At 73.2% G+C, this 24,563-nt stretch carries 23 protein-coding genes; 12 read left to right on the top strand and 11 right to left on the bottom strand.

Going from position 1 to position 24,563, the window contains the following annotated elements; translation table 11 throughout:
• Nucleotides 1–121: 121 nt before the first annotated feature.
• From ACZ6K0_RS12400 to ACZ6K0_RS12375, 6 genes are all read right to left on the bottom strand, one after another.
• The gene (locus tag ACZ6K0_RS12400) at nucleotides 122–712 is read right to left on the bottom strand and encodes an isochorismatase family protein (RefSeq protein WP_469231907.1); all 591 of its coding nucleotides are present in this window, start codon (nucleotides 710–712) and stop codon (nucleotides 122–124) included.
• A gap of 97 nt (nucleotides 713–809) precedes the next feature.
• Entirely contained in the window at nucleotides 810–1,739 is a 930-nt protein-coding gene (locus tag ACZ6K0_RS12395; protein ID WP_469231905.1) for a nitroreductase/quinone reductase family protein, read from the bottom strand.
• 260 nt (nucleotides 1,740–1,999) lie between these two features.
• A complete protein-coding gene (locus tag ACZ6K0_RS12390; RefSeq protein ID WP_469231904.1) occupies nucleotides 2,000–3,349 on the bottom strand; it encodes a carboxyl transferase domain-containing protein in 1,350 nt (449 codons plus the stop codon).
• Between the two features lie 141 nt (nucleotides 3,350–3,490).
• A complete protein-coding gene (locus ACZ6K0_RS12385; RefSeq protein ID WP_376399027.1) occupies nucleotides 3,491–3,973 on the bottom strand; it encodes a DUF6114 domain-containing protein in 483 nt (160 codons plus the stop codon).
• 2 nt (nucleotides 3,974–3,975) lie between these two features.
• Nucleotides 3,976–4,632 (bottom strand): DUF6230 family protein, encoded by a 657-nt coding sequence (locus tag ACZ6K0_RS12380; RefSeq protein WP_469231902.1) that lies wholly within the window; start codon nucleotides 4,630–4,632, stop codon nucleotides 3,976–3,978.
• A 196-nt stretch (nucleotides 4,633–4,828) separates the two neighbouring features.
• Nucleotides 4,829–5,503 (bottom strand): TetR/AcrR family transcriptional regulator, encoded by a 675-nt coding sequence (locus ACZ6K0_RS12375; protein ID WP_469231901.1) that lies wholly within the window; start codon nucleotides 5,501–5,503, stop codon nucleotides 4,829–4,831.
• A 350-nt stretch (nucleotides 5,504–5,853) separates the two neighbouring features.
• Between ACZ6K0_RS12375 and ACZ6K0_RS12370 the strand changes: the two genes are divergently transcribed.
• Complete coding sequence (locus ACZ6K0_RS12370; protein WP_376399018.1) at nucleotides 5,854–6,522, top strand: Tat pathway signal sequence domain protein; 669 nt, start codon at nucleotides 5,854–5,856, stop codon at nucleotides 6,520–6,522.
• Nucleotides 6,523–6,586: 64 nt separating this feature from the next.
• On the opposite strand, the gene ACZ6K0_RS12365 is transcribed toward ACZ6K0_RS12370, so the two are convergent.
• On the bottom strand, nucleotides 6,587–7,045 hold the full coding sequence (locus ACZ6K0_RS12365; protein ID WP_376399015.1) for a Crp/Fnr family transcriptional regulator: 459 nt from the start codon (nucleotides 7,043–7,045) through the stop codon (nucleotides 6,587–6,589).
• 247 nt (nucleotides 7,046–7,292) lie between these two features.
• On the opposite strand from ACZ6K0_RS12365, the gene ACZ6K0_RS12360 reads away from it, so the two are divergent.
• The 5 genes from ACZ6K0_RS12360 to ACZ6K0_RS12340 all read left to right on the top strand — a co-directional run bounded on the left by ACZ6K0_RS12360 (nucleotide 7,293) and on the right by ACZ6K0_RS12340 (nucleotide 11,396).
• On the top strand, nucleotides 7,293–7,988 hold the full coding sequence (locus ACZ6K0_RS12360; protein WP_376399012.1) for an alpha/beta hydrolase: 696 nt from the start codon (nucleotides 7,293–7,295) through the stop codon (nucleotides 7,986–7,988).
• Nucleotides 7,989–8,161: 173 nt separating this feature from the next.
• Nucleotides 8,162–8,917 carry an amino acid ABC transporter ATP-binding protein gene (locus ACZ6K0_RS12355; RefSeq protein ID WP_469231898.1) on the top strand — a complete coding sequence of 252 codons (756 nt, stop codon included), beginning with the start codon at nucleotides 8,162–8,164 and terminating at the stop codon, nucleotides 8,915–8,917.
• Nucleotides 8,918–8,960: 43 nt separating this feature from the next.
• On the top strand, nucleotides 8,961–9,809 hold the full coding sequence (locus tag ACZ6K0_RS12350) for a glutamate ABC transporter substrate-binding protein (RefSeq protein ID WP_376399007.1): 849 nt from the start codon (nucleotides 8,961–8,963) through the stop codon (nucleotides 9,807–9,809).
• Nucleotides 9,810–9,819: 10 nt separating this feature from the next.
• Nucleotides 9,820–10,485 (top strand): amino acid ABC transporter permease, encoded by a 666-nt coding sequence (locus tag ACZ6K0_RS12345; protein WP_376399004.1) that lies wholly within the window; start codon nucleotides 9,820–9,822, stop codon nucleotides 10,483–10,485.
• Complete coding sequence (locus ACZ6K0_RS12340) at nucleotides 10,482–11,396, top strand: amino acid ABC transporter permease (protein ID WP_376399001.1); 915 nt, start codon at nucleotides 10,482–10,484, stop codon at nucleotides 11,394–11,396. The genes ACZ6K0_RS12345 and ACZ6K0_RS12340 overlap by 4 nt, the downstream gene beginning before the upstream one ends.
• Nucleotides 11,397–11,445: 49 nt before the next feature.
• Here ACZ6K0_RS12340 and ACZ6K0_RS12335 read toward each other — a convergent pair whose 3' ends face one another.
• Nucleotides 11,446–12,201: an anti-sigma factor gene (locus ACZ6K0_RS12335; RefSeq protein WP_469231896.1), complete on the bottom strand. Its 756-nt coding sequence runs from the start codon at nucleotides 12,199–12,201 to the stop codon at nucleotides 11,446–11,448.
• The gene (locus ACZ6K0_RS12330; RefSeq protein WP_376398995.1) at nucleotides 12,198–12,782 is read right to left on the bottom strand and encodes a sigma-70 family RNA polymerase sigma factor; all 585 of its coding nucleotides are present in this window, start codon (nucleotides 12,780–12,782) and stop codon (nucleotides 12,198–12,200) included. The genes ACZ6K0_RS12335 and ACZ6K0_RS12330 overlap by 4 nt, the downstream gene beginning before the upstream one ends.
• A gap of 224 nt (nucleotides 12,783–13,006) precedes the next feature.
• Here ACZ6K0_RS12330 and ACZ6K0_RS12325 point away from each other — a divergent pair, with 224 nt between their 5' ends.
• A complete protein-coding gene (locus ACZ6K0_RS12325) occupies nucleotides 13,007–13,642 on the top strand; it encodes a fasciclin domain-containing protein (RefSeq protein WP_469231894.1) in 636 nt (211 codons plus the stop codon).
• Here the strand turns inward: ACZ6K0_RS12325 and ACZ6K0_RS12320 are convergent.
• Nucleotides 13,632–15,770: an MMPL family transporter gene (locus tag ACZ6K0_RS12320; RefSeq protein WP_469231892.1), complete on the bottom strand. Its 2,139-nt coding sequence runs from the start codon at nucleotides 15,768–15,770 to the stop codon at nucleotides 13,632–13,634. The two genes, ACZ6K0_RS12325 and ACZ6K0_RS12320, sit on opposite strands and share 11 nt — an antisense overlap.
• Before the next feature lie 201 nt (nucleotides 15,771–15,971).
• Nucleotides 15,972–16,466 carry a MarR family winged helix-turn-helix transcriptional regulator gene (locus ACZ6K0_RS12315; RefSeq protein WP_469231891.1) on the bottom strand — a complete coding sequence of 165 codons (495 nt, stop codon included), beginning with the start codon at nucleotides 16,464–16,466 and terminating at the stop codon, nucleotides 15,972–15,974.
• 107 nt (nucleotides 16,467–16,573) lie between these two features.
• Between ACZ6K0_RS12315 and ACZ6K0_RS12310 the strand changes: the two genes are divergently transcribed.
• The 5 genes from ACZ6K0_RS12310 (at nucleotide 16,574) to ACZ6K0_RS12290 (ending at nucleotide 24,532) form a co-directional block, all read left to right on the top strand.
• On the top strand, nucleotides 16,574–18,190 hold the full coding sequence (locus tag ACZ6K0_RS12310; RefSeq protein WP_469231889.1) for an SDR family oxidoreductase: 1,617 nt from the start codon (nucleotides 16,574–16,576) through the stop codon (nucleotides 18,188–18,190).
• Nucleotides 18,191–18,349: 159 nt separating this feature from the next.
• Nucleotides 18,350–19,723 carry a cryptochrome/photolyase family protein gene (locus tag ACZ6K0_RS12305; RefSeq protein ID WP_376398980.1) on the top strand — a complete coding sequence of 458 codons (1,374 nt, stop codon included), beginning with the start codon at nucleotides 18,350–18,352 and terminating at the stop codon, nucleotides 19,721–19,723.
• 166 nt (nucleotides 19,724–19,889) lie between these two features.
• Nucleotides 19,890–20,555 carry an RNA polymerase sigma factor gene (locus ACZ6K0_RS12300; RefSeq protein WP_469231887.1) on the top strand — a complete coding sequence of 222 codons (666 nt, stop codon included), beginning with the start codon at nucleotides 19,890–19,892 and terminating at the stop codon, nucleotides 20,553–20,555.
• 148 nt (nucleotides 20,556–20,703) lie between these two features.
• Nucleotides 20,704–22,347, top strand: a complete 1,644-nt coding sequence (locus tag ACZ6K0_RS12295) for a molybdopterin-dependent oxidoreductase (protein ID WP_469231885.1) — start codon at nucleotides 20,704–20,706, stop codon at nucleotides 22,345–22,347.
• 64 nt (nucleotides 22,348–22,411) lie between these two features.
• The gene (locus ACZ6K0_RS12290) at nucleotides 22,412–24,532 is read left to right on the top strand and encodes an ATP-binding protein (RefSeq protein WP_376398971.1); all 2,121 of its coding nucleotides are present in this window, start codon (nucleotides 22,412–22,414) and stop codon (nucleotides 24,530–24,532) included.
• Nucleotides 24,533–24,563: the final 31 nt, after the last annotated feature.

Genomic DNA, 24,563 nt, shown 5'->3' with positions numbered 1-24,563 from the left:
TCACTCTCGCGGCGGACGGTTTAACGCCCGTACAGCGGACGGCAAGAGCCCGGACAAGACTGGGGAAAGACCCCGCGGGGGGCGACCGGGAGAGGGGCCCCGCCGGACGGCCGCGGTGCCGTCAGGCGAGGACCACCGGCTCGCCGCTGAGTCCGACGCCGGCCGCCCGCAGTTCGTCCAGGGCGATCCCGGTGGTGTCGGCGGCCACGCCCGCCGTGTAGTCGAGCAGGACGTGCACGTCGAAGCCGGCCCGGACGCCGTCCAGCGCGGTGGCCTTCACGCAGTGGTCCGTCGCGATTCCGACGACGTCGACGCCGTTGACGTCGCGGGCACGCAGCCACTCGCCGAGCGGCGTGCCGTTCTCCGTCGCGCCCTCGAAGCCGCTCTTCGAGGCGGAGTGCGCGCCCTTGAAGAAGACCTCGTCCACGGCGCCGGAGGTGACGACGGGCTCGAAGTCCGGGTGGAACTTGCCCCCTTCGGTGCCGACGACACAGTGCACCGGGAACGAGTTCTCGAAGTCCGGCTCGTCCGAGAAGTGACCGCCCGGGTCGACGTGGTGGTCCCGGGTGGCGACGACGTGCGCGTACCGCCCGTCGGCACCCCGGATCAGCTCGGCGATGGCGACGGCCCGGTCGGCCCCGCCCTTCACGGGGACGTTGCCGCCCTCGCAGAAGTCCTTCTGTACATCGACGACGATCAGGGCACGGCGCACGGAAGCGGCCTTTCCTCAGGGGGGAACTGTCCGTTTCATGGTCTCGTGTCCGGCGTCCGATGTGCGGTGCACGCGCCCGTCGTTCACCCGATAGGGATCATGAAGCCGGACGGCCGGGCGGGAAGGGGATCTCCGCGAGGAGCGGCAGCAACGTTTCCTCCTCGAAGTCCAGATGCGCCGTGAGCTCCGTCGACATCCGCTCCAGTTCGGCGCGGAACCGTCCGGGATCCGCACCCGCGAGGTCGGCGAGGTGCGCGCTCAGCTCCCGCTGGAGGCGGGCGACGGTGACGTGTTCGGTACGGAGCCGCTCGAAGACGCCGCCGAGATGAGGGTGATGGGCCTCAAGGCCGGGGAACAGATGCGCGTCCTCGCTCTTGTGATGGAACTCCAGCGACTGGCAGAACGCGAGACACCGCTGCCGGATCTGGAGCCCGAGCCCCGGCGCCGGCGGCTCGCCCGAGCCCTGGTGCGCCGCCCGTGCGGCGAAGTGCGCGTCGACTTCGCCGCGTACGTCCCGCAACTGGCCGCGGAGCCAGAGATGGACCTCCATGAGCTTGTCGGCGAGGTTCGTCACCTCGGAGGGTCGCTCGTCGTCTTCGGAGCCGTTGTTCGCGGCGGTCGCGGCGGGCTCCAGGACGACCACCGGCAGGACGCGCGCGGTGTTCGCCTGGTACTCGCCGTAGCCGGGCTGCGCGCTCACCACATGCGCGAACAGCCGGTCACGACGCTCCCCTTCGGCGGGGACGGCGATCGCCTCGAACGCCTCGGCCCCGAGCTCCACCCGGACCTGCGGGTGGGCCATGAGGTTGTGGAACCAGTCGGGGTGCCGCTCGGACCCGAGGTTCGAGCCGACGACCATCAGCAGATCGTCGTGGCGCACGTACCCGAGGGGCACGGTGCGCTCCGTGCCGGACTTCGCGCCGGTGGTGGTCAGGAGCAGCAGGTCGCCGCCCTCGAAGGGACCGCCGACCCTTCCGCTGTTCGCGCGGAACTCGTCGATGACGGACTGGTTGAAGGATGTGGGCATGATGACGGGGATCTCCGTGAAGGGCGCGAGGGCCCTGGGTGTGCCGTGAGAGCGTGCGCCGGAGGCGGTCGGTCACGGGAGGGGACGCGGGGGTACCTCGCGCGGGAATGCCGCGCGCGAGTGCACCTCGGTCAGGCGTGGTCTGTACGGAACGGACTCATGAGAGGTCCTCCGACGAAACGGGTGGTCGCCCGACCGCCGGCCGGCCCACTGCTCTTTGGCCGGCGCCACGCGCCACGGATCCGATTAAAGCACAGCGCTCAGACCTGGGCGGGACCGTCGACGACGCCCCGGACGACGCCCAGGGCGAGGAGGTCCTCCGGGCGCAGGCGGAGCCGGTCGGCGGTGTCGGCGGATTCCTCGGGGGAGCGTTTCAGGATGGCCGTGGCGAGTTCCGGGGCGATGACGGAGAAGTAGCTGTCGGGGGTGGCCCAGGTGTTGCCGGGGGCGGCGAGGGCGAGGGCGCCGCCCGAGCCGCCCTCCCCGACGAGGAGCGAGGTGAGCGGGACCCGGGCGGTGGCGACGGCTTCGAAGAGATCGGCGATGGCGGGGCCCGCCCCGTCCCGTTCGGCCTGCGGGTCGTTGGCGGCTCCCGGGGTGTCGACCAGGGTGAGGACCGGGATCCCGAGGCGGTCGGCGAGGCGGACGAGCCGGGCCGCCGTACGGAAGCCGGCGGGCCGCGTGGCGGTGCCGCACTGGGCGGCGTAGGCGACGGTGCCGCCGTCGGGCCCCCGGCCGAAGCCGCAGAGCATGCCGGGGTCCGTGCCGCCGCAGCGGTCGCCGGAGATCTCGGCGCGGAGCGTGAAGTGGGCGTCGAGGTAGGCGGGCGCCCGGGGCCGGTCGGGGTGCCGGGCACGGGTCACGGCCTCCCGGCCGGACGCGGCGGGTGACGCGGCGCCGGTGCCCAGGGCGTGCGGGGGAGCGACCGGGCCCTCGGCCGGGTGCGTGAGGAGCGTGAGCCAGCGGCCGAGCACGGCGCGCAGCTCCGCGGGCGGGACGACGGCGTCGACGTGGCCGTGGGCGAGCTGGGCCTCCGCCGTGTACGCGGCGGGGTCGGCGTCCTGCGGGCGCACCCGGGAGCCCGCGAAACCGACCTGGGCGCCCGGCAGGGCGAGGACGACATCGGAGCCCGCCCCGAGGGTGGCCCAGCCGCCGCCGGTCGTCGGGTCCCGCAGGACCGCGATCTGCGCCAGGCCGGCGGCCCGGGTCAGCGCGGACTCCTGGGCCAGGAGCTGGAGTTGGAGGAGGGCGCGCATGCCCTCGTGCATCCGGCTGCCGCCGGTGGCCGGCAGGACGACCACGGGCAGCCGGTGGGTGCGGGCGAGCCGGTGCGCGGCGACGGCGCGCGCTCCGGTCCGCTCGCCGATGGAGCCGCCGAGGAATCGGAACTCGAAGGAGAGCACCACCGCGGGAACGCCGCCGATCGTGCCCGTACCGCAGATCACCGACTCGGTCTCGCCGGAACGGGCGGCGGCACGGCCGTGCGCGGCCGAGTAGCCCGGCCAGCCGATCGGCCCGTCCCCGTCCAAAGGCCCCTCGGAGAAGGGGATTTCGGTGAAGTCGTCGGTGACGAGCGCGATCGCCTCGCGTGCCGTCCTCGGGTCGGTCATGCGCGCCTCGCCGCTCGTCGTCGGATCCGTCCGTACGGGTGGGTCGGTGGTGCCCCTCCACCGTACCGCCGGACGGTGGAGGCGCGACGGAGCGCCCCGGCAGGCCGGGGCGCACCGGGTGCGACCGCCCGTTCGGGCAGGTCAGACGCCTGGGCGGGGCTCCGGCGCGGGTCCGGCCGCCGCTCCGGCGGTCGCCGCCGTCCCGCTCCCGGCCGACCCCGGCTCCCGGCGCCGGCTGCGGCGCCAGGGCCGGCGGCGGGGCCGGTCGGGCAGCCAGCCGAAGGCGAGCGAGCTGCCGACGAGCCCCAGCATCATGCCGATGACGAAGCCGCCGAGGTTGGAGGTCACCCAGCTCCCCAGGGACGCCAGGACGCCGACGACCGAGTAGAAGAGCCGCTGGCGCGGGTTGAGGACGACGAGCAGTCCGCAGATCACCATGAGGACGGGCAGGACGTAGCCCACCAGGCTGTCCGCCCCCGCCGTGAGGATCACGGTGATGCTCGCCCGCTGGGTCAGCAGGATCTCGGCGCCGCCCAGGGCGAGCGTGAGACCGGCACCGAACGGGCGGCGGTACCGCCAGAGCCGGAAGGCCCGCCAGGGGTGGCGGGGGCGGCCGGACGCCACGCTCAGCAGCCCTTCGAGCTGAAGCGCATGTGCAGGTCGGGCAGGGTGAACCGGACGGCGGTCGTGGCGTAGTTGGTCTGCCGCAGGTCCTTGATGGAGACGGTGTCGGCCTGCTGGCCGAACACGCCCAGCGGACCCTTGACCGGGGGCTTCTCGAAGGTGCTGGCGTCGCCGCCGATCTCGATGTTGTCGAAGTCGGCGACCTTGCCGGAGATGTCCGTGGAGTCGGTGGTGAGGCCCGAGGCCTTGACCGGGGTGCCCTTGGCGCCCGCCGTGATGTGGAGGTAGGTGCCGCCGAGCTCCACGCTCTGGCAGAGGTTGGTGAGTTCGGCTTCGCGGATCGCGGTGACGATGACCAGGACCTGGCCGCCGGTGTCGCCGGCGTTCGGGCTGCCCTCCGGCATGTTGTCGAGGCCTCCGAACTGCCCGAAGCCGCGGCCCTCCAGACTGTCGGCGGTCACCGTGAACGGCATGCCCGAGATGGCGAACTGGGCGGCGAGGGCTCCTTGCGCGGTCAGCACCACGAGGGTGGCCGCGGCGGCCAGAGCGGGCCCGCCCATCAGGGCCGCGCGTCGGAACCGGACCCGGCCGCGTCTGCCGGTTGCTTCGTCGGGTAACGGGGCGTGCCCGCCGGTGCGGTTGTTTTCGGACAAGGCCATGAGGCGCTCCTGACATGGGTGAGGAATCAGACCTGCGCGGCGGTGTCCTGGCGCGGACCGTTCCCCCGGCTGCCCGGGTCTTCCTCACGTGGTGCGGAGGCAGACGTGCCGCAGGGAACTTACCGGACCGTAAGGCTTGCTGTTACCCGGGGTCAACTAGCGTGCAAGCGCTGCCTTTTGGGCGCCCGACGATCGATCATTCGGGGGTGAACGGCGCCACGACGACGTGCACCAGGGTGTCGAGCAGCGGGGGGAGATCGGCGAACCGGCCCTCGTCGACCGCGCGGTGCACCGCCGCGTGGACCGCGCCCACCACGATGTCCACCAGCTCGCCCCGCGCCACCCACGCGGGCCCCGGCGGAGCGTCCGCGAAGAACCGTCGAAAACTGGCCAGAAGTTCCGCACGGGCCCGGCGCCCCGCCGGCCCCACCGACTCGATCTCGACCACCATCGTGGCGAAGGCGGGGGTCTGGGTCAGCAGGGTCAGGAGCACCCGCAGTCCGGCCCGCACGGAGGCCGTCCAGTCCGCCGCGCCGCCCGCCTCGTCGTACGCCCGCTGCATGGCGCGCACCACCTGCTGCGTACCGCCCCGGTAGGCGGCGATGACGGCGTCCTCCTTGCCGGAGAACAGCTCGTAGAAGACCGGTCGGGTCACCCCGGCCTCCCGGCAGATGTCGCTGATGCGCGCACCGGCGTACCCGTTCTCCGCGACCGTCCGGGCCACCCCGTCGAGCAGCCGCTCCCGCTGTCGTGAGGCCACCTGCTCGGGGCTCAGCCGACGCGGCCCCGGGCGCAGGGAGCGCCCCGGTTCGCGGCCCGAGCGGGCCCCCGGCAGGACGAGATCCTCCTCGGCCTCGCTGGCACTCGTCATCGGCCACATCCTTCCGGGCTTGTTGACGTCACATACTCGGCGGGATTACAACCCTCGTGGGTTTTCCTCTCGGTGCGCCGAGTGTCTTCGGGTGTTCTCACGTGTGTTCGGTGGAGCCGTTCCCCGAGGGACGGGACACGTCCTCACCGCACACCGCACCGAGTATCACGCTCCCGCACCTCTCACGAACACCGCTGCCGGACATCATCCGTGGCGCCGGACCGTTCCGGCAGCGGCCGTACGTCGCCCTGCACGCCGCTGCGTACGCCGCTGCGTGCGTCGCTCCGTGCGCCCCGACGTCCTCACCCCCACCCTCCGTCCCACCCCTCTGTACGGAAGGAAGCATCCCCATGCGCAAGCACGCTCTCCTCGCCGCCGTCACCCTCGCGGTCTCCGCCACGCTCGCCGCGACCACCCAGGCCGGCGCCGTCGGTTCCGCCGCCGGCAACGTCCTCACCACCGGCAGCGCCGGCGGCACCGCCGTCGCGGTCGGCGACGTCCTCTCCGCCTCGCTCCCCAGCGGCACGAAGGCCCGGATCGCCACCACGCAGGGCGGCAGCACGGGCATCACCTGCAACACCTCGGCCTTCACCGCCACGGCCAGCGGCAACCCCGCCGCCCCCGGCACCGCCACCGAGACCGTCACGGCCCACACGCTCAGCAGCTGCACCACCAACATCGTCGGGGCCACGGGAGTCCAGAGCATCACCGTGAACAACCTGCCGTTCAGCACGGCCGTCGTCTCCGGCGGGGCGCTCACCGTCACGGCGGGTGCCGCGGGCCCGATCCAGACCACCCTGAAGATCAACAGCATCCTCGGTGTGATGACCTGCGTCTACCGGGCCGGCAGCCTCACCGCCACGCCCTCGAACACCGACAACTCGCTCACCTTCACGGACCAATTGTTCACCAAGGCCAGCGGCCCCGGCACCTGTCCGGCCAACGGCTACTTCTCGGCGAAGTACGGACCCGTCCTGGACACCAGCCAGGCCGGCAGCCCCGCCGTCTTCGTGAACTGAGCCCGGGCCCGTCCCGGTCCTGATCGCGGCCCCGCCCCCTCCCCGTACGAGGAGGGGGCGGGGCTCACGCGAAGATGCCGCTGCCGTGCGGCGCGTACAGGTCCAGGAGCCGGACCCGCGTCACGTTCAGACGGTGGGCCAGGATCGCCCCCACCCAGAACATGACCGAGGCGCCGAACTCCGAGTCCGAGCGGCACATCGACCGGACGGCCGGGGCGTCGAACTCGTACGCCCGTACCGGCGTCATCGCCTCGGCCCCCGACTGGCACAGATACGGAGGGAACATCCACGAGAGGCCGACCAGCTCGCCGTGGCGCAGGGTCTCGATCACCGGCGACCCGCGGCCCGGCACCCTGGCGTCGAGCGTCACCGCCCCCGTCTTCACGATCCAGAACCGGTCGCAGTGCTGCTGCTCCTCGAACAGCCGGTGACCGGATTCGAAGTACACGTCCTCGGCGAAGGCCATCAGCCGCTCCCGGTGCTCCGGCGGCAACGTACTGACCTTGGGCGCGGTAGTGGTCATGGCGGACCCTCCTCGGACACTCGGCTCCCACCCCCCAGTGTCCGCCAGGCCGTCGCCGCGCGCAGGGACGGTCGGGGCGCGCGGGGGCGGTCCGGGCACGGGGGGCGCTCCGGGCACGGGGGAGGGTCCGGGCATGGGGGTCGGTCCGGGCATGCGGGTCCGCCGTCGCGCACGTAGCGTGGCCGCGGGGAGACGGAGCGGGAACAGGGGAGGGATCCATCCCTCGCACAGATCGGTACGCAGACCCATGGCAGACAAGCCCACGATCGTCCTGGTGCACGGATTCTGGGGCGGCGCCGCCCACTGGTCGAAGGTCATCGGCGAGCTCCACCGGCGTGGCTACGACAAGCTGCACGCCGTGGAGAACCCGCTCACCGCGCTCGCCGACGACGCGGAACGCACCCGGAAGATGGTCCGGCAGGTCGACGGGCCCGTGCTCCTCGTCGGTCACTCCTACGGCGGCGCCGTCATCACCGAGGCCGGCGACCTGCCGAACGTGACGGGTCTCGTCTACGTCGCCGCGTTCGCCCCGGACGCCGGCGAGAGCCCGGGGCAGATCAGCCAGGAGACGCCGCCGGCCGCCTTCGACAGCATCGTCCCCGACTCGGACGGCTACCTCTGGATCAAGCAGGAGGCCTTCCACGACAGCTTCGCCCAGGACCTCACCCAGGAGGAGGCCCTGGTCATGGCCGTCACCCAGAAGGCCCCCCTGGGCTCCACCTTCGGCGACGCGGTCACCGCTCCCGCCTGGCGCGTCAAGCCGTGCTGGTACCAGGTGTCGACCCAGGACCGCATGATCCACCCCGACAACGAGCGCCGGATGGCGCAGCGCATGAACCCGCGCAAGACCATCGAGCTCGACGCGAGCCACGCCTCGCTCGCCTCCCGGCCGGTCGAGGTCTGCGACCTCGTCGAGCTCGCCGCACGGGAGACCGCCGGCTGACCTCCTGCCCCTCCCGCACCTGCGGCCCGTGCCCGCCCGCCCGGCGTGCGCGGGCCCTGGTGCGCGCGGGGCCCCGGTGCCTCGCGGGCCCCGGCGTGCGCGGGCCCGGCGGAGGGCGGAGCATGAACGTGAGGAGGGAGCGTCCGACGGGGGGCGTGAGCCTGGAGGGTGCCATGCCCGTCCCGGAAGGCGGTGACGCGCTTGTCGTGCTGCGCGCCGTGGACAAGTACTTCGGCACCCTGCACGTCCTCCAGTCGATCGACCTCACGATCCACCGGAGAGAGGTCGTCGTCGTCATCGGGCCGTCCGGCGGCGGGAAGTCGACGCTCTGCCGGGCGATCAACCGTCTGGAGAGCATCGACTCGGGCGAGATCGTGATCGACGGACGTCCCCTCCCGGCCGAGGGCCGCGAACTGGCGGCCCTGCGGGCCGACGTCGGCATGGTCTTCCAGTCGTTCAACCTCTTCGCGCACAAGACGGTGCTCGACAACGTCACCCTGGGCCAGATCAAGGTCCGCAAGAAGGACCGGAAGGCCGCCGAGCAGCGTGCCCGCGCGCTGCTCGACCGGGTCGGGGTCGCCTCGCAGGCGGACAAGTACCCGGCGCAGCTCTCCGGCGGCCAGCAGCAGCGCGTGGCGATCGCCCGCGCCCTAGCCATGGATCCGAAGGTGATGCTCTTCGACGAACCGACCTCCGCGCTCGACCCCGAGATGATCAACGAGGTCCTGGAGGTCATGCAGCAACTCGCCCGGGACGGCATGACGATGGTGGTCGTCACCCACGAGATGGGCTTCGCCCGCTCCGCCGCCAACCGCGTCGTCTTCATGGCCGACGGACGGATCGTCGAGGAGACGACCCCGGACGAGTTCTTCAACAATCCGCGCAGCGACCGGGCCAAGGACTTCCTGTCCAAGATCCTCCACCACTGAGCCGAGGCCGTCGCCCGACCAGCAGCCCCCAGGGGTGATCCACATGAACGCGCACAGGACCGGAAGGGCCGGCATCGCCGTCGCCGCGGCCGTCGTCCTCTCCTTCACCTCCGCAGGACTCGCGTCCGGCGCGGCCGGAGACGTCTCCCGCGACGACGGTGGCGACGAGATCACCGTCGGCATCAAGTACGACCAGCCCGGCATCGGCCTGAAGACCCCCGACGGCACCTATACGGGCTTCGACGTCGACGTCGCGACGTACATCGCCAAGGAGCTCGGCCACGACCCGTCCGACATCGTGTGGAAGGAGGCCAAGAGCGCCGACCGGGAGACGCTGCTCCAGCGCGGTGACGTGGACTTCATCGCGGCCTCGTACTCGATCAACGACAAGCGGGCCGAGAAGGTCGACTTCGCCGGCCCCTACCTGCTGGCCCACCAGGACGTCCTGATCCGCGCCGACGACGACTCGATCAAGCAGCCGTCCGACCTCAACAACAAGAAGCTCTGCTCGGTCACCGGCTCGACCTCCGCGCAGAACGTCAAGGACAAGATCGCCCCCGACGCCCAGCTCCAGGAGTACGGCGGCTACTCCGAGTGCCTGACCGGCCTGGAGAACGGGGTCATCGACGCCGTCACCACCGACGACTCGATCCTCGCCGGGTACGCGTCGCAGCCCGAGTTCAAGGGCAAGTTCAAGCTCGGCGGCTTCGAGATGAGCAACGAGAACTACGGCATCGGCGTCCAGAAGGGCAGCGAGCTCAAGGCCAAGATCAACACGGCGCTGGAGAAGATGGTCGCCGACGGCTCCTGGGAGGCGGCGGTGAAGAAGAACTTCGGCCCCGCCGGCTACCAGAACGAACCCGCCCCGCAGATCGGCGTCATCGTGAAGTGAGCAGGCAGTCGTGTTCGACTTCCTCCAGGGGTACGACCTGCTAGGAGCCTTCTGGGTGACGGTGCAGCTCACCGTCTACTCCGCGATCGGCTCCCTGATCTGGGGGACGCTGCTGGCCGCCATGCGCGTCAGCCCCGTCCCCCTGATGCGGGGCTTCGGCACCGTCTACGTCAACATCGTCCGCAACATCCCCCTCACCGTCATCATCGTCTTCACCTCGCTCGGCCTCTTCCAGACCCTCGGAGTGAGCCTGGGCGCCGACCGGTTCACCACGATCAACTTCCGGCTCGCCCTCCTCGGCCTCACCGCCTACACGAGCGCCTTCGTCTGCGAGGCGCTCCGCTCCGGCATCAACACGGTCCCCCTCGGCCAGGTCGAGGCGGCCCGAGCCATCGGGCTGAGCTTCCCGCAGATCCTGCGGATCATCGTGCTCCCGCAGGCCTTCCGCTCCGTCGTCGGCCCCCTCGCCAACGTCCTCATCGCCCTCACCAAGAACACCACGGTGGCCGCCGCGATCGGCGTCGCCGAAGCGGCCCTGCTGATGCGCGAGATGATCGAGAACGAGGCCCAGCTCATCCTCATCTCGGCGATCTTCGCCGCCGGGTTCCTCTGCCTGACCCTGCCCACCGGTCTGTTCCTCGGCTGGGTGGCCAAGAAGGTGGCGGTGAAACGGTGAAGACCAAACCCACCGTCCTCTACGACGCCCCCGGGCCGCGCGCCCGGCGGCGCAACCTCCTCTGGACGCTGCTGTTCCTGATCGCCCTCGCCGCCGTGGTCTGGTGGGTCGTGGCGAGCCTCGCCGAGAAGAACCAGCTCGAATGGTCCAAGTGGGCGCCCTTCTTCACCGACGCCCGCGTCTGGGAGACGTACATCCTGCCCGCCCTGAAGAACACCGTGATCGCCGCCGCGCTCGCCATGGTGATCGCGCTGCCGCTCGGCGCCCTCCTCGGCATCTTCCGGCTCTCCGACCACCGCTGGCTCCGTGGCGTGGCCGGCACCGTCGTCGAGTTCTTCCGGGCGATCCCCGTCCTGATCCTCATGCTCTTCGCCAACGCCGCGTACTCCGAGTTCACCGACGTCAGCCCGGACGTCCGTCCCCTGTACGCGGTCGTCACCGGCCTCGTCCTCTACAACGCCTCCGTGCTCGCCGAGGTCGTCCGCGCCGGCATCCTCTCCCTGCCCCGCGGCCAGACCGACGCGGCGAAGGCCATCGGCATGCGCAAGGGCCAGACCATGGCGTACGTCCTGCTCCCGCAGTCGGTCACCGCCATGCTGCCCGCCCTGGTCAGCCAGCTCGTCGTCATCGTCAAGGACACCGCGCTCGGCGGCGCGATGCTCGGCTTCTCCGAACTCCTCGCCTCCGTACGCCCGATGAGCGCCAACTACGGGGCCAACACGATCGCCTGCTTCACCGTCGTCGCCGTGATCTTCGTCGTCCTCAACTTCGCGCTCACCACCTTCGCCTCCTGGCTCGAAGGCCGGCTGCGGCGCGGCAAGAAGTCCACGGGCGCGGTCGTCGGAGCCGGGGCGGTGGAGGAACTGGCCACCCCGGGCGAGCACGTCGGCCCGACCGACGAGAGCAGATGACGGCGGCGCGGCCCCGACCGTGCGCGGGGTGCGCCGCCGTCATCCGGCGTCAGGCCCCGGGGAAGGCGAGTACCGCCACCGGGTCGGAGGTCGGCCGCGGAGAGCCGCCGGCCGGTTCGACGGTGACCCCCATCCCCGCCGCCCCGTCCACAGGACCGTCGAGGAGCGTCGCCTCGGCGGTGGCACCCGGGTCCATGAGCCCCGCGGGCCGCATGGTCCCGCCGTCGTCGTACCAGAGCTGGTAGACCTTGCCGGCCGGCGGAGGCGCCATGCCGGACGCCGCGAACACCGCCCGGTCGAGCGAGGCCGAGACGACGACCGTGCACACGGCGCCCCCGCCGAGCCGGCTGGTGGAGACCCTGGCGTCCGGCGCGGCCAGGACCTCGGCGACGGCGTCGTTCGCCGCCCGCGCCCGCTCCGCCTCCTGCCGGGCCTCGCCGGCCCGCTCGTACTGCCGGACCGCGACCCCGCCCAGAGCCACGGCCCCGGCGAGGCAGGCCGCGAGGGCCCAGCGCGACCACCGCTGGAGGCCGCGCCGCCCGCGCGGGGCCCGTACCGGACTCCTGGTCGGCGGCGGCTCCTGGCGTACGGTCGCGATCCGCTCCATCACCCCGGCGCGGAGCGAGGCGGTCGGCGACGCCGCGACGGCGAGACCGAGCCGGGCCACGGTCTCGGAGAACTCCTCGACCTCCTGGGCGCACGACGGGCACCCGGCCAGGTGCAGCCGTACGGCCCCGCGCTCCTCGGGGTCCAGGGCGTCGAGCGCGTACGCGCCGGTCAGCATGTGCGGATCCACGGTGTTCACGCGCCCACCCCCAGGCAGTCCCTGAGCCGGATGAGACCGTCGCGCATCCGCGCCTTGACGGTGCCCAGCGGCGCCGCGAGCAGTTCGGAGACCTCGCGGTAGCTGAGACCGCGGTAGTAGGCCAGCGTCACCGACTGGCGCTGCAACTCGGTCAGGCCCCGCAGACAGCGGCGTACCTGCTCGCGCTCCAGACGGCTCTCCACCTGCTCCACGACCTCGTCGTAGGCCGGGGTGTGCTCCAGGAGCGCCACCCGCTTCTCACGGTCCGACGACGCCTGCTCGGAGCGCACCCGGTCGATGGCCCTGCGGTGCGCGAGGGTCAGCACCCAGGTCATCACCGACCCGCGCGCGGGCTGGTAGCGGGCCGCGGAGCGCCACACCTCGACCAGCACCTCCTGGGCGACCTCCTCCGACTGGGCGGGGTCCCGCAGCACGGTCCGCACGAGGCCCAGCACCGGCCCGGAGACGGCCTCGAAGACGCCCGTGAAGGCCTGCTGGTCACCGAGGGCTACTCGGCCCATCAGCTCGGGCAGGTCCGGAGCCGTGGACCGGGCTCCGCCGATCCGTAGGTTCTCTGTCACCGGGAAGATCCTCCAGAAGGCAGTCGGGGTACGTGGAGCATTCGGAGCCGACGGCCCGCCGGACGGGTCGGATCGCCGATCCTTCGCACAGCTCCGTACCGGCGAGCGACCGTGGCGGGTCCTCATCACTCATTCGGGCGACAGAGCCGTCCGGACGCGGGCCCGCACCGAATACCGGGCGTGGGACACACCGACCGGTGAGCCCCGAAGCCCCAGGAGCGATCATGAACAGCCAGACCTTCCGCCGCGCCGCCGTCGCCGTGACCGCCGCCGTCCTGCTGCCGCTGGGCCTCACCGCCTGTTCGGCCGAGGCGAGCGGCGACGGAGCGGCGGCCCCCGCGGCGGCCCCGTCGCAGTCGACCGAGGCCTCGGCGACGTCCGCGACGGCCGACGGCCCCTTCGGCCCCGGGTGCGCCTCCGTGCCGAAGGAGGGCGCGGGTTCCTTCGACGGGATGGTGAAGGACCCGGTGGCCACGGCCGCGTCGAACAACCCCGAGCTGTCCACGCTCGTCGCGGCTGTCAAGAAGGCCGGTCTCGTCGACACGCTGAACAACGCGGAGAACATCACGGTGTTCGCGCCGACGAACGCCGCCTTCGCCAAGATCCCGAAGGCCGACCTGGACAAGGTCCTCGCCGACAAGGCGAAGCTGACCGACATCCTCACGTACCACGTCGTGGGCCGGAAGCTGACCCCGAAGCAGCTGGAGAACGGCTCCTTCGAGACCCTCCAGACGGGCACGCTGACCACCGAGGGCTCCGGCGAGTCCTTCACGGTCAACGACTCTGCGAAGGTGGTCTGCGGCAACGTGCCCACCGCCAACGCCACGGTCTACGTCATCGACACGGTGCTCATGCCCTAGTAGTCGAGGCACCCTTCGGAGGAGCACCCCCGCCCTCCGGCCCCGTCGCACGCCGGCTGAGTTCACCCGGCCACCACGCGACGGGGCCGAGGTCGCGTACGAGGGCGGGGACGAGCAGCGAGCGGACGACCAGGGTGTCCAGGAGCACGCCGAAGGCGACGATGAAGGCGATCTGCACCAGGAAGGCGAGCGGGATGACACCCAGGGCCGCGAAGGTGGCGGCCAGGACGACACCGGCGGAGGTGATGACGCCGCCGGTGGCGGTCAGCCCGCGCAGGACGCCCTCCCGGACCCCGTGCCGCAGCGACTCCTCGCGGACCCGGGACATCAGGAAGATGTTGTAGTCCACGCCGAGTGCGACCAGGAACACGAACCCGTAGAGCGGCACCGAGGAGTCCGTACCGGTGAATCCGAAGACGTACCGGAAGACCAGGGCCGAGACCCCGAGCGTGGCGAGGAAGTTCAGGGCCACTGTGGCGACGAGCAACAGAGGCATCAGCAAGGAGCGGAGGAGGCCGACGAGGATGGTCAGGATGACGGCGAGCACCACCGGAACGATCAGCATCCGGTCGCGTTCGGCGGTCCGTTGCGTGTCGTAGCGCTGGGCCGTGTAGCCGCCGACCAGGGCATCGGCCTCCGGCACGGCGTGCACGGCCGAGCGGAGCCGGGCGACGGTCGCCGCGGCGGCCTCGCTGTCCGCCGCGTCGGTCAGGGTGACGTCGATCCGTACCCGTCCGTCCACGATCAGGGGCGCACCGACGCCGGGCCGGCCGGAGGCGGTGACCGCGGCGGTCGAGTCCACGCCCTCGACGCCCTCGGCCGCCGCCGTCACCTCGGCGAGCGAGTCCGCCGCGGCGATCACGATCGCCGGGTTGCCCGCCCCGCCGGGGAAGTGCCGGCCGAGGGTCTCCTGCGCGGCCACGGAAGGGGCGTCGTTCACGAAGATCTCGTCGAGCGGCACCCCCTTGGACTCCAGGACAGGGGCGAAGGCGGCGCAGGCGAGCAGCCCGGCGAGCGTCGCCGCCCAGACCTTGCGCGGAGCACGGTCCACCAGCGCGGCCACCCGCCGCCAGATGCCGGTGCCGCCGCCCTCGGCGTCGGCCGGGCGCGGCCGGGCGGGCCAGTAGGCGGCGCGGCCGAGCAGGACCAGGACGGCGGGCAGGAAGGTCAGGGCGCTCAGCACGGCGCAGACGATGCCGATGGCGCCCACCGGTCCGAGGGCCCGGTTGTTCGTCAGATCGCTGAACAGGAGCGCGAGCAGGCCGAGCGCCACGGTGGCCGCGCTGGCCGTGATCGGCCCGGCGGATTCGCGCAGGGCCGCGCGCATGGCCGGGAAGCGGTCGCCCACGTGGCGGGCCAGCTCCTCGCGGTACCGGGCGGCGAGGAGCAGGGCGTAGTCGGTGGCGGCGCCGATGACGAGGATCGACAGGATGCCCTGGACCTGGCCGTCGACGCGGACGATGTCGTGGTCGGCGAGCACGTACACGACGGCGCAGGCGAGGGCGAGGGAGAACACCGCGCCGAGGATGATGACCAGGGGCAGCAGGACGCTGCGGTACACGAGCAGCAGGATGAGCAGGACCGTCACCAGGGCGACCGCGAGCAGCAGCCCGTCGATGCCGGCGAAGGCGTCCGACAGGTCGGCCTGGGTGGCGGCGGGGCCGGCCAGCCATACGGTGGTCCCGGGCACCGCGGAGGCGGCCCGGTCGATCGCTTCGAGCGTGGGCGCCAGCTCGTCGCCGAGGTCGGGTCGGAGCTGGACGACTCCGCGCAGCGCCTCGCCGTCCTCGGACGGGAGGGCCGGGGACGGGGTGCCGACGACACCGGGCCGGCCCGTGAGCGTGGCGAGCGCGCGGGTGGCGGCGGATCGTGCCTCCGGGCCGACCGGGCCGCCGTCGGGCGAGGTCCAGACGACGAGCGCGGGGAGCGTCTCCTCCTGGCGGAAGGCCCGCTGCGCCTCGATCACCCGGGTGGACTCGGCGCTGCGGGGGAGGAAGGCGGCCTGGTCGTTGGTGGCCACCTCGCCGAGCTTGCCCGCGAAGGGGCCGAGGCCGCCGCCGACGGCGAGCCAGACGACGAGCAGGACGAGGGGCAGGAGACGGACTGCCCTTCGTGTGGAGCGGGACATGCGGACTCCAGGGACGAGGTCTCGACAAGTATCTCAATGAAAAACAATCTCAATGATTGAGAGAGATTGAAGCATGCGTCGGGACAGTGGCGGGTCAGGGGGCAGGGGGTAAGGGCTTGGGGGTGCGGGCCGGAGGTACAGGCCGGGTGGGGGCCGGAGGTCCAGGCCGGGGGTGCGGGCCGGGCGGAGGGCGCGGGTCGGTCAGCGGCGGGGCACGTGCAGGTCGCCGAGTTCCTCGTTGAGCGCGTCCAGGAAGCGCAGGGCCGCGGCCAGCTCCTCCTCGTCGAACCTGCGCCGGGCCCGGTCCGCGGCCTGCGCCAACGGCATGAAGTAGCTGCGCGCGGCGGCCCTCGCCCCCTCCACGTAGTGCACGTGCACGACCCTGCGGTCGGCGCTCTCCCGGGCGCGCCGGATGTGCCCGGCCTTCTCCAGCCGGTCCAGACAGGCCGTGACCGCCCCCGAGGTCAGCCCCAGGTGCTCTCTCAGACGGCCCGGCGTCAGCGGCTCCGGACTGTCCAGGACGACCGAGAGCGCCTGGACGTCCGTGGGATGCAGTCCCTGCGTGAGCGCGAAACCATGGACCAGACGGTTGATCTCACCGTTCGCCCGCCGCAGCGCGCGCGCGAAGCTCTGGAGATCACCCGGAGCGTGCTCGGGGTGGGTCCCACCGGTCCCGGACTCCTCTGTACTGGCCACACGATCAGCCTATAGATACCGGCAGGTGCATCCACAGCGGCCGTGTCCGGGGAAGGGATCACGAAGCCCCCAGGTCGAAACCCCCGACAGCGGAACGGAGCAGCTCCATGAGGGACGCGTCAGGGCAGGAGACCCCAGGACCGCTCTGTCTGGTCACGGGCGCCGGCGGCTACATCGGCGGGCGCCTCGTGCCCGAACTCCTGGCAGCCGGATACCGGGTGCGCTGCCTGGCCCGCACCCCCGTGAAGCTGCGCGACCATCCCTGGGCCGGCGAGGTGGAGATCGTCCAAGGCGACGTCACCGACGCCCGGACGCTCGCCCCCGCCCTCCGCGACGTCGACGTCGCCTACTACCTGGTGCACGCCATGGGCGAAGGGCACGACTTCGAGCGCACCGACCGCCTGGCGGCCCTCACGTTCGCCGAAGAGACCCGCGCCGCCGGGGTCGGCCGCATCGTCTACCTCGGCGGCCTCACCCCCCGGGACGTCCCCGACCGGGAACTCTCGCCGCACCTGCGCTCACGCGCCGAGGTGGGGCGGATCCTCCTGGAATCCGGGGTCCCCACCACGGTGCTCCGCGCCGCCGTCATCATCGGCTCCGGCTCGGCCTCCTTCGAGATGCTCCGCTACCTCACCGAGCGCCTGCCCGTGATGATCACCCCGAGCTGGGTGCGCACCCGGATCCAGCCGATCGCCGTCAGGGACGTACTGCGCTACCTGGTCGGCAGCGCCCGGATGCCCGAGGAGGTCAACCGCGCCTTCGACATCGGCGGCCCCGACGTCCTGACCTACGCCGGCATGATGCACCGGTACGCCGACATCGCCGGACTGCCCCGGCGGCTCATCCTCCCGGTACCGGTGCTGACGCCGGGCCTGTCCAGTCACTGGATCAACCTGGTCACCCCGGTTCCGCGGTCGATCGCCCGTCCGCTCGCCGAGTCGCTCCGCTACGAGGTCGTCTGCGACGAACACGACATCACCGACTGGGTGCCGGACCCGCCCGGCGCCCCCCTCGGCTTCGACACGGCGATGTCGCTCGCCCTGGAGCGGGTCCGGGAGGCCCGGATCGTCACGCGCTGGTCCTCCGCGTCCGTGCCCGGCGCGCCGAGCGACCCGCTGCCCACCGACCCCGACTGGGCGGGCGGCAGCCTCTACACCGACGAGCGCGAGCGGACCGTCGACGCCTCGCCGCAGGAGCTGTGGCGGGTCGTCGAGGGCATCGGCGGGGAGAACGGCTGGTACTCCTTCCCGCTCGCCTGGGCCGTCCGAGGCCTGCTCGACCGGCTCATGGGCGGCGTCGGACTGCGCCGCGGCCGGCGGGACGCCACGCGCCTGAGGGCCGGCGACTCACTGGACTTCTGGCGGGTGGAGGAGATCGAGCACGGCCGGCTGCTGCGACTGCGCGCCGAGATGCGCCTCCCCGGACTCGCCTGGCTGGAGCTGTACGTCGAGCCCCACGGGGACGGGGCCGCCCGCTACCGGCAACGGGCCCTGTTCCACCCGCACGGCCTGGCGGGGCAGGCCTACTGGTGGAGCGTCTCGCCGTTCCACGCCGTGGTCTTCGGCGGGATGGCCCGCGGCATCGCGCGGGCGGCGGAGGCGAACGCCGCCGCGGCGGCGCAGAAGGCGGGCGAGGGACCGGGCGACGCGGCCCCCGGCCCTCGGCCCCCGTCCGGCGGGCGGACCGCGCCCGCCACCGCGCCGGACGGTCCGGAGCGAGGGTGACGGCGCGATCCGACGTCCCGTCACTTCTCCGCGGGTTCCCCGCGGCGGACCGCATCCGGCCCACCCCCTCGGCGCGAATGGCCCCCGCAAGGTCAGCCCAGTGAGCGCCGGGCCCGCGCGTCGCGCGGCCGTCGGCGGTCCCCTGCCAGGAGTGGTGCCATGAACGTCTCGGTCGTCCTCTTCACCTCGGACCTCCGCGTCCACGACCATCCGCCGCTGCGTGCCGCGCTCGGCGAGGGGAACGAGGTCGTCCCCCTGTTCGTACGGGACCCGGCCGTGGACCGTGCCGGCCAGGCGGCGCCCAACCGGGTCGCCTTCCTCGCGGACTGTCTCGCCGCGCTCGACGCCGGACTGCGCGAGCGCGGCGGCCGGCTCGTGATCCGCTCCGGCGACCCCGTCGCCCAGGTGTGCGCCGTCGCGCGGGAGGCCGAGGCCGACGAGGTCCACATGGCGGCCGGGTGCAGCGGCTTCGCCCAGCGCCGAGAGGACCGGCTGCGCAGGGCCCTGGAGGCGGACGGGCGGCGCCTGTACGTCCACGACGCCGTCGTCACCGCGCTGCCCACCGGTTCCGTGACACCCGGCGGCTCTGACCACTACGCGGTCTTCACCCCCTACTTCAGGCGCTGGTCGCACCAGCGGCTCCGCGAGCCGCTCGCGGCACCCCGCCGGGTCCGGGTACCCGACGGGATCCGCTCCGAGGAGCTGCCCGCCCCCTCGGGCGTCCCTTCCGTCTCCGCGGGCCTGGCCACCGGCGGCGAGCAGGAGGGCCGCAAGCGCCTCACCGCCTGGCTGGCCCGGGGCGCCGACGCCTACGACGACCACCACGACGACCTCGCGGGCGACGCGACCTCCCGCCTCTCGCCGTACCTCCACTTCGGTGCCGTCTCGGCGGCCGAGGCCGTCCACCGGGCCCGGGCGCGCGGCGGGGCGGGCGCCGAGGCGTTCGTACGGCAGCTCTGCTGGCGCGACTTCCACCACCAGGTCCTCGCCGCCCGCCCGGGCGTCGCCGTCGACGACTACCGCACCCGCCACGACCGCTGGCGGCGCGGCAAGGAGGCCGAGGCGGACCTCCGCGCGTGGAAGGAGGGCCGCACCGGCTACCCCGTCGTGGACGCCGCGATGCGTCAGCTCGCCCACGAGGGCTGGATGCACAACCGAGGACGGCTGCTCACGGCATCGTTCCTCACCAAGACGCTGTACGTCGACTGGCGCGAAGGGGCCCGGCACTTCATGGACCTGCTGGTCGACGGCGACGTCGCCAACAACCAGCTCAACTGGCAGTGGATGGCCGGCACGGGAACCGACAGCCGCCCCAACCGCGTGCTCAACCCGGTGATCCAGGGCAAGCGGTACGACCCGGACGGTACGTACGTACGCCGATGGGTGCCGGAACTCGCCGCCTTCGAAGGTCCCGCGATCCACGAACCGTGGAAACTTCCCGGCCTCGAACGGGCCCGGTACGACTACCCCGAGCCCGTCGTCGAACTCGCCGACGGGCTGGCCCGCTTCCGGCACGCCCGGGGCCAGGACTGAGAGGCCGAGACCCGGCGAGGGCTCGATCACGGGCCCGCCCGAATACGACGCACAAGCAATGCGAGTGGAGGTGCGGCGGCGCCGCGACGGAACCTTGAAGGAGCCCCAGGGGCCCCGACCGCCGACCGGTGGTTCCGGTCCCGGCCAGAGGAGAGGAGCCGTCGTCATGACCGCACCGAGCGCCACCCTCCGGCCGTCGCCGTCGCCGTCGCCGTCGCCGTCGTCGCCCTCGCCCTCGCGGTGGAGCGAGGCCGGGCCCCTGCCCGACCGCGAGGTCGTCGAAGGCTTCGTGCGCGGCGACGACCGCTGTCTGGACGCCGCGTACGTCCGCTGGTCCGGCCTCGTGACCGCGCTCGCCGCCCGCTGTCTGGGCGACCCGAAGGAGGCGGAGGACGTCAGCCAGCAGGTCTTCCTCGCCGCCTGGCGGGGCCGTGGCGGCTACCGGCCGGAGCGCGGCCCGTTCCCCGGCTGGCTCGTCGGCATCACGCGCCGGAAGATCGCCGACGCCCTCTCGGCCCGCACCCGCCGCCGGCACCTGGTGCTCGCGGCCGGGGCGCGGCTGTCCCCCGAGGGCGAGGCGTCCGCCCACGGCCCCGACGCGGTCCTCGACCGGCTCGTGGTCGCCGCCGAGCTGGCGAAACTGCCCGCCGCACAGCGTGAGGTGCTCGCCATGGCGTTCTACGGGGACCTCACCCACGTCCAGATCGCCGAGCGCACCGGCTGGCCCCTCGGCACCGTGAAGAGCCACGCACGGCGCGGTCTCGACCGGATGCGCCGCTCGTTGGACGGGACACCGGGGCGGCGGCGGTGTGCCACCGCACGGGCGAGCTGAGGCCGAGGACGACGACAAGCGATGCGCGAGCGACGCACGTGCCGACCGGGTCCGGGGAAGGGGCTGTGGAGAGGTCAGGTCGGTACCGTCCTCCATCCTTCCAGGTGAATCACCCCATCCGGAGCCCCGTCGATGCCGAATGAGGAGCATGACCCTCTCAGCGCCCCCGCGTGAGCCCACACGCACGGACCGACTCCTGGCAGCGGTCGGCGGCCTGCTCGCCGGATACGTCTCGCTCGCCGTCGCGGACCTCGCCGCCTTCTGGGTACGGCCCGAGGCGAGCCCCGTCCCCGCCGTCGGCGGCGCCGTCGTCGACCGGACCCCGGCGCCCGTGAAGGAATGGGCGATCCGCGCCTTCGGCGAGAGCGACAAGGCCGTCCTCCAGCTCGGCATCCTGCTGCTCCTCGGGCTGCTCGCCGCCGGAATCGGGCTCCTCGCGCTCCGCCACCGGGCGGTCGGCTCGGCGGCGGTCGGCGCCTTCGGGCTCCTCGGCGCACTCGCCGCCGTCACCCGCCCCGACTCGGACTCCGCCATGGACGCCGTGCCCTCCCTCGTCGGTGCCGCCTGCGGCGCGGTCCTGCTGTACGTCCTGATCGGCCGCCTCCTCGCCGCGAGGCCCGGCACGGTGACGGAAACAGCCACGGCAACGGACACAGTGACGGACACAGCCACGGCCACGGCAACGGACGCCGCGACGGCCACGGCCGACCGGCGTGGCTTCCTGATCGTCGCCGCCTCCGCCGGGCTCGCCGCGACCGGCGCCGCCGCCATCGGCAGGGCCGTCGGCTCACCCGTCGCCGAGAACGCCGCCGCCTCCCGGGCGGCGCTCCGCCTGCCCCGGCCGGCTTCCCCCGCTCCGCCCGTGCCCGCCGGGGCCCAGCTCCGCGTTCCCGGCATCGGCCCCTTCATCACCCCCAACCGCGACTTCTACCGTGTCGACACCGCGCTCGTGGTCCCCAAGGTCAACGCCGACCGCTGGAACCTGCGCCTCCACGGCAGCGGCGTACGGGAGGAACGCACCTTCACCCTCGCCGAGTTGACGGCCCGCAGAGTGGTGGAACGGGACATCACCCTGGCCTGCGTCTCCAACGAGGTCGGCGGCCCCTACGTCGGCAACGCCCGCTGGCTCGGCGTCCACCTCGCCGACCTGCTCCGCGAGGCGGGCGTCCGGCCGCCCTCCGAGGGCGGCCCCGCCGACCAGCTCGTCGCCCGCTCCGTCGACGGCATGACCATCGGCACCCCCGTCGAGGCCGTCATGGACGGCCGTGAGGCCCTCCTCGCCTTCGGGATGAACGGCGAACCCCTGCCCTTCACCCACGGCTTCCCCGTCCGCATGATCGTCCCCGGCCTGTACGGATACGTCTCCGCCTGCAAATGGATCGCGTCGATCGAGCTCACCACCTTCGACGCCTACGACGCCTACTGGGTCCCACGCGGCTGGGCCGCCCAGGCGCCCGTCAAGACCCAGTCCCGCATCGACACCCCCCGCCCCCTCGCCCGGCCCGGCGCCGGCACCGTCATGATCGCCGGAGTGGCCTGGGCCCAGCACCGGGGCATCTCCCGCGTCGAGGTACGGATCGACGACGGCCCCTGGCGGGACGCCCGGCTCGCCGCGCAGGACAACCGCGACACCTGGCGCCAGTGGACGTACCCCTGGGCGGCCGAACCGGGCCGGCACACCCTCACCGTGCGGGCCACCGACGGCACCGGTGCCACCCAGCCCGAACAGCGCACCGACACCATGCCCGACGGGGCCCAGGGGTGGCACTCGGTCGAGGTGACGGTGAAATGACGCGAAGAGGGGGCGGGCAGGGAATGCGTAACGAAGCGGATCCGTCGGTCCGTTCGAGCCGTTCATGAGGGACACTGCTTCCGTGCGTGGACATCTGCCGGACGAGAACCCTGGGTTCGTGGGGCGCCGCACGGAACTGGGCCGCATATCCGCCGCGTTGGCGGAGCACCGTCTCGTCACCGTGACCGGTGTCGGCGGCGTCGGCAAGACGCGGCTCGCCCTGCGTTCCGCGCACCGCGTCGCCGAGCGGTTCCCGGACGGCGCCTGGTGGACCGACCTGACCCCCCTCGACGGCGACCGGCTCCTCGTCGCCCTCGTCGCCGACTCCGTCGACCTCGCCGACCACACGCCCGGCATGGCGAGCACCGCGCTCTGCCGCAGACTCGCCGAGGACCGCCTGCTCCTCGTCCTCGACTCCTGCGAGCACCTCGCCGACCCCTGCGCCCGGCTCGTCGCCGACCTGCTCGCCGCCGCCCCCGGACTCACGGTCCTCGCCACCAGCCGGCGGCCCCTCGGGGTCGAAGGCGAACGGGTCGTCGCCCTCGACCCGCTGCCGCCCACGGGGCGCGACGCCCTGGAGCTGCTCCGCCGGGCCGCCGGGGAGGACTTCCCCGCCGCCGGGCCCGCCGGGGAGATCTGCGTACGCCTCGAAGGCATCCCCCTCGCCCTGGAACTGGCCGCCGCGCAGATCCGGCTCCAGGGCGCCGAGGCCGTCCGCGACCAGCTCGGGACCCGCCTCGACAGCCCGCCGGGAGCCCGCTTCGACGTGCTCGCCCACACCGAACGGGTGTGGCCGAGCCGCCACCAGACCCTGCGCGCCGCCATCGGTTGGAGCCACGAGCTGTGCGCCCCGCTCGAACGCCTCCTCTGGGCCCGCCTCTCCGTCTTCCGCGGCCCCTTCGACCTCGCGTCCGCGCTCGCCGTGTGCTCCGGCGGCCCACTGACCGCCACGACCCTGCCGGAGGCCCTCGACGGACTCGTCCGCTCCTCCGTCGTCCGCCCGCCCGACGCCGCCGGGCGCCACCGCATGCTCGACACGATCCGCGCGTACGGGGCGACCTGGCTGGAACGGACCGGCGAGACCGGAACCGTCGCCGACCGGCACGCCACGCACTTCCGCGGCCTCGCCCGCCGAGCCGACACCGAATGGCTCGGCGCCCGACAGCTCCGCTGGTACCGGAGCGTCGACGCCCACCACACCGACCTCCGCACCGCCCTCGACCGGCAGCTGCGCACCGACCCCGACGCGGCCCTCGACCTCGTCGGCTCCGTCGCCTTCGCCTGGTCCTGCCGGGGCCGCCTCCGCGAGGCCCGCGACGGCCTCGAACAGGCCCTGCTCCTCAGCGGCTCCCGGGGCCGCGCCCGGGCCCGCGCCCTGTGGGCGCTCGGCGTGACCCTCGTCCTCCAGGGCGAGTTCGGCCCGGCCCAGGACGTCAGCGAACGCTGCGCCCGCGAGGCCCGGTACACGGAGTACGAGGAGGCCCTGGAGGACGGGCGGCCGGGCGACCCCGACGCGGAGACGGGGCGGCCCGGCCCCGGCGACCTCACCCTGGACGCCGCCGCCCTCGCGGGGCTCCTCGCCCTGACCACCGGCCGCCCCATGGCCGCCTTCGTCGTCGTGGACCACGTCCTCGACGCCGTGGCCGGCGGACCGGCCGACTCCGCCGCCCGGCTCCGCTGCGGCCTCGTCCGGGTCTTCGCCCTCACCGGACTCGGCCGGCTCGCCGAGGCCCGCCGGCGGGCGCTCGCGCTCCGGGCCCTCTGCGAGGACCTCGACGAGCACTGGACCCGGACCGCCCTGGAGTACCAGCTCGCCCTCACCGGCCTCCTGGAAGGCGATCCGGCGGCCGCCGCAGGACACGCCCGCGCCATGCTCGAAGGCACCCGGCGGCTCGGCGCGAGCCTCGGCGTCGCCCTCGGCCTCGACGTCCTCGCCACCGCCCTCGCGGCCGCCGGCGACGGCGAGCGCGCGGCGGACGTCTCCGGCACGGGGGAGGCGTACTGGCGCTCCACCGGCCAGCCCCGGCGCGGCCTGCCCGGCCTGCGCGCCCTCCGCGAGAAGTACACCGACACGGCCCGCGCGACGATCGGCGAGCCCGCCTACGAGGAGATCTTCCTGCGCGCCCTCACGGGCCTCCCCCAGGACGGCCTCGACCGAGCCCTCCGCAGCTCCCACCAGTCCTGACGCGACGCACGGCCGAGACCCTGCTTCCGGC

The sequence above is a fragment of the Streptomyces sp. NPDC042346 genome (genome assembly GCF_055581845.1).
Note: the sequence above shows the minus strand (reverse complement) of the source record. Positions and strands in the feature narration are given on the sequence as shown.

Coding starts and splice junctions, on each gene's coding strand:
- ACZ6K0_RS12395 (WP_469231905.1), bottom strand. CDS start 1,739: ATGCCCACATCCTTCAACCAGTCCGTCATCGACGAGTTCCGCGCGAAC.
- ACZ6K0_RS12390 (WP_469231904.1), bottom strand. CDS start 3,349: ATGACCGACCCGAGGACGGCACGCGAGGCGATCGCGCTCGTCACCGAC.
- ACZ6K0_RS12380 (WP_469231902.1), bottom strand. CDS start 4,632: ATGGCCTTGTCCGAAAACAACCGCACCGGCGGGCACGCCCCGTTACCC.
- ACZ6K0_RS12375 (WP_469231901.1), bottom strand. CDS start 5,503: ATGACGAGTGCCAGCGAGGCCGAGGAGGATCTCGTCCTGCCGGGGGCC.
- ACZ6K0_RS12370 (WP_376399018.1), top strand. CDS start 5,854: ATGCGCAAGCACGCTCTCCTCGCCGCCGTCACCCTCGCGGTCTCCGCC.
- ACZ6K0_RS12365 (WP_376399015.1), bottom strand. CDS start 7,045: ATGACCACTACCGCGCCCAAGGTCAGTACGTTGCCGCCGGAGCACCGG.
- ACZ6K0_RS12360 (WP_376399012.1), top strand. CDS start 7,293: ATGGCAGACAAGCCCACGATCGTCCTGGTGCACGGATTCTGGGGCGGC.
- ACZ6K0_RS12355 (WP_469231898.1), top strand. CDS start 8,162: ATGCCCGTCCCGGAAGGCGGTGACGCGCTTGTCGTGCTGCGCGCCGTG.
- ACZ6K0_RS12350 (WP_376399007.1), top strand. CDS start 8,961: ATGAACGCGCACAGGACCGGAAGGGCCGGCATCGCCGTCGCCGCGGCC.
- ACZ6K0_RS12325 (WP_469231894.1), top strand. CDS start 13,007: ATGAACAGCCAGACCTTCCGCCGCGCCGCCGTCGCCGTGACCGCCGCC.
- ACZ6K0_RS12320 (WP_469231892.1), bottom strand. CDS start 15,770: ATGTCCCGCTCCACACGAAGGGCAGTCCGTCTCCTGCCCCTCGTCCTG.
- ACZ6K0_RS12310 (WP_469231889.1), top strand. CDS start 16,574: ATGAGGGACGCGTCAGGGCAGGAGACCCCAGGACCGCTCTGTCTGGTC.
- ACZ6K0_RS12305 (WP_376398980.1), top strand. CDS start 18,350: ATGAACGTCTCGGTCGTCCTCTTCACCTCGGACCTCCGCGTCCACGAC.
- ACZ6K0_RS12300 (WP_469231887.1), top strand. CDS start 19,890: ATGACCGCACCGAGCGCCACCCTCCGGCCGTCGCCGTCGCCGTCGCCG.
- ACZ6K0_RS12295 (WP_469231885.1), top strand. CDS start 20,704: ATGACCCTCTCAGCGCCCCCGCGTGAGCCCACACGCACGGACCGACTC.
- ACZ6K0_RS12290 (WP_376398971.1), top strand. CDS start 22,412: ATGAGGGACACTGCTTCCGTGCGTGGACATCTGCCGGACGAGAACCCT.